4 protein-coding genes are annotated in these 3,148 nt (G+C 65.9%); 3 read left to right on the top strand and 1 reads right to left on the bottom strand.

The genetic code is table 11. The annotated features are described in order from the left end of the window. Positions 1-641 (bottom strand): hypothetical protein (locus AC1DYI_RS30685; RefSeq protein WP_477207899.1); only part of this gene is annotated, 641 nt, incomplete at its 3' end. 43 nt (positions 642-684) lie between these two features. Here AC1DYI_RS30685 and AC1DYI_RS30690 point away from each other — a divergent pair. The 3 genes from AC1DYI_RS30690 to AC1DYI_RS30700 form a co-directional block, all read left to right on the top strand. Continuing rightward, positions 685-1,605, top strand: a complete 921-nt coding sequence (locus AC1DYI_RS30690; protein WP_477207900.1) for an aminotransferase class IV — start codon at positions 685-687, stop codon at positions 1,603-1,605. Then, the gene (locus AC1DYI_RS30695) at positions 1,602-2,354 is read left to right on the top strand and encodes a sulfotransferase-like domain-containing protein (protein WP_477207901.1); all 753 of its coding nucleotides are present in this window, start codon (positions 1,602-1,604) and stop codon (positions 2,352-2,354) included. Before AC1DYI_RS30690 ends, AC1DYI_RS30695 begins: the two co-directional genes overlap by 4 nt. Before the next feature lie 274 nt (positions 2,355-2,628). Further along, a partial coding sequence (locus AC1DYI_RS30700) for an IS110 family transposase (RefSeq protein WP_477207902.1) occupies positions 2,629-3,148 on the top strand: 520 nt, incomplete at its 3' end.

A 3,148-nucleotide genomic window follows, 5' to 3' on the forward strand; every position in this document is an offset into this window, starting at 1 on the left:
TCCTTGGCGAGCGCCTTGTTGCGATCGTTCCAGCTTTGGGCCGTTTGCTGCTGCGCGTCGACACGCGCATTCAACTTGTTGACCGCATCACTGCCGCCCGACTGGATCTTGTCGCGCTCGGCGTTCAGTTCGCCTTCTTCCTTCTTGATGTCCGCCGCCTCTTTCTCCATCTTGCGGCGCTCGCGCTCGGCCGTCGGGCCGCTGCGGCCGGATTTCTCGAGCTCGTCCGACCGTGCCTGCAGGTCCTTCACCTTCGCCGAGAAGGCCGTCATCTTGGCATTGAGCGCATCGACAGATCCCCTGCTCGAAGACAGCGTCGCCTGCTCGGCCTTGATTGCGTCGGTCTCCTTCTGGATCTCGTCGCGCTCGGCATTGATCTTGGTCTGGCGCGCTTCCAGGTCGGACTTGCGCGCGGACAGCTCTGTCTGCTGCTTCATGCAAGCGCGCAGTTCGTCGCGCGTCATCACCTTGCCGGTGCCGGTCTTGCCGGTGAGTGTCTTGTTGTCGGCCTGGGCTTGGGCCGGGCCTGCGACGGTGGCGGCAAACAAAACTGCGGCCAAGGCGCCGGTAACGGAGAGATATTCGGTTCGCTTCATGAGATCCTCTAAATCGCTCGGGCTCGTGGCCCAGCCGCGCATCATGCCACCGCCTTTTGACTGCGCGCCCCTCACCTCGGGAAAGCACATGTCACAAAGCATTCACGACTTCCACGACGACCCGCGCAACGCGGACATTCGCATCTGGGTCAACGGCGCGCTGAAGTCGCGGGTTGACGCCACCGTCTCGGTCTTCGACAGCGGCTTCGTGCTGGGCGACGGCGTTTGGGAGGGTTTGCGCGTCGTTGGCGGCCACCCCGTTTTCCTCGACGCCCACCTGGACCGGCTGTTCGAAGGCGCCAAAGCAATCGCGCTGAAAATCGGCCTGACGCGCGAAGAGCTGACGAAAGCCATCTACGACACGCTGGCCGCCAACAAGATGGACGACGGCGTGCACATCCGGATGATGGTCACGCGCGGCGTCAAGCGCACGCCTTACCAGGACCCGCGCGCTGCGTTGGGCCAGGCCACCGTCGTGATCATTCCTGAGTGGAAGCTGGCCAAGCCCGAGACGCTGTCCGCCGGCCTGAAGCTGTTCACCGTGCATGTGCGGCGGGGCTTCCCCGATGTGCAGGACCCGAAGCTGAACAGCCACAGCAAGCTCAACTGCATCACCGCCTGCATCCAGGCGATCGAAGCCGGTGCCGACGAGGCGCTGATGCTCGACCCGCACGGGTTCGTCGCGACCTGCAACTCGACCCACTTCTTCATCGTCCGCAAGGGCGAGGTCTGGACGTCGTCGGGCGACTACTGCCTGGGTGGCATCACCCGTTCGAACGTGATCCAGGTCTGCCGCGAAGCCGGCATCCCGGTGTTCGAGAAGAACTTCAGCCTGACCCAGGTCTACGGCGCCGACGAGGCCTTCTGCACCGGCACTTTTGCCGGCGTGGTGCCCGTGCGCACGATCGACGGCCGCGACTACGACACCATCCCGGGGCCGATGGTGACGCGGCTGCAAGGCCTGTACAAAGAGCTCGTGCGGCGCGACGTCGCGGGGCGCACGAAATGAGCACCACCCAGCAGAATCCGCTGCGCGTCGCGATGTGGAGCGGGCCGCGCAACATCTCGACCGCGATGATGCGGGCCTGGGAGAACCGCGGTGACTGCGCCGTGAGCGACGAGCCGTTGTACGCCGCCTACCTGGCCGCGACCGGGTTGGACCACCCGGGCCGCGACGAGATCATTGCCGACGGTGACACCGACTACGAGCGCGTGGCCCAGACGCTGTCGACCGGGCCGGTGCCAGGCGGCAAGCCGGTCTGGTATCAGAAGCACATGACGCACCACCTGCAGGCCAGGTACTCGACGTCATGGGTCAACGGGCTGGCCAACGTGTTCCTGATCCGCGACCCGGCCGAGGTGGTCGAGTCGTACCTGAAATCGCGCGCAACCGTGGCGCCCGAAGACATCGGCCTGCTGCAGCAGGTCAAGCTGTTCGACCAGGTGTCGGACCACCTGGGCCACGCCCCGGCGGTGATCGACGCCGACGACTTCCTGCGCGCCCCCGGCCCTTACCTCGAGGCCCTGTGCGAGCACGTGGGCCTGGGCTTCAGCGAGAACATGCTGGAATGGCCCGCGGGCCGACGCGACAGCGACGGCATCTGGGCACCGTACTGGTACGACGCAGTCTGGAAGTCGACCGGCTTCGAGCCCTGGCGGGAACGTTCGCCGCAGCTGAGCGGCGAGGCCTTGCGGGTCGCCGAAGCCTGTCGGCCGGCCTACGACAAGCTGCGCGCCCAGCGACTGGTATTGGAGTGATCCCGAGACCGCGTCGGTAGGCGCGCGAAGCGCCGCCGCCCATCCAGTGGCGTGCGCGGATCCGGCTTGTATGGTTGCGGGGTTGGGGTGGAGGGCCTGAAATCCGGAGATCGGCCTGGGACCGACTGGCGAAGACTGCCCCCACCCCGCCTGCCAGCGTCGATAGAGAACTGCGCGGCCGCCGACAAGGCTGACCGCCGATCTGAGTGCAAGCCAACGCGGCTGGCGGGTCCCCACCCCAACGACTGTCATTGTCGATAGGGGAGACCTGACCATGCAAGATCAAGCTGTATTTGCCGGCATCGATGCTTCCAAGGCCGAGCTGGTGGGTTGTGTTCATGGCGGCCAAGGCTGCGCCGCGCTGCCCAAYCAGGACGCTGCGGTGGCTGCCTGGTTGCGCACCTTGCCCAAAGGGGCCAAGGTMGCCGTGGAGTCCACGGGYSAGTGYCATCTGACGCTGGTGCGCCAAGCCGTTCGCCTGGGCRTCACGGTGTATGTCCTGAACGCCCGTGACGTGTACTTCTACGCCAAGGCGCTGGGTATGCGGGCCAAGACCGATCGGGTGGACGCCCGTGTGATTGCRCGGTACCTGGCCGAGCATCACGCTCAGCTGCGCCCGTACCAGYCGCCCTCGCCAGTGCAGGCYGAGATCGAGCAGCTACTGGGTCAGCGCTGGGTAGCCGTGACCAAGCGCACTGCGCTGCGTCAGGCGTTGCGCGGTAGTCCAGCCATTGACCAGCAGGTCCAGCACCTGGATGCCGGCTTCGACAGCCTGCTGCAGGCGATCGATCAGC

This window comes from Ideonella sp. P3_A4 (assembly GCF_056403075.1).

What these genes read in the sequence shown, in the direction of transcription:
- AC1DYI_RS30690 (WP_477207900.1), top strand. Translation starts at nt 685, where the DNA reads ATGTCACAAAGCATTCACGACTTCCACGACGACCCGCGCAACGCGGAC.
- AC1DYI_RS30695 (WP_477207901.1), top strand. Translation starts at nt 1,602, where the DNA reads ATGAGCACCACCCAGCAGAATCCGCTGCGCGTCGCGATGTGGAGCGGG.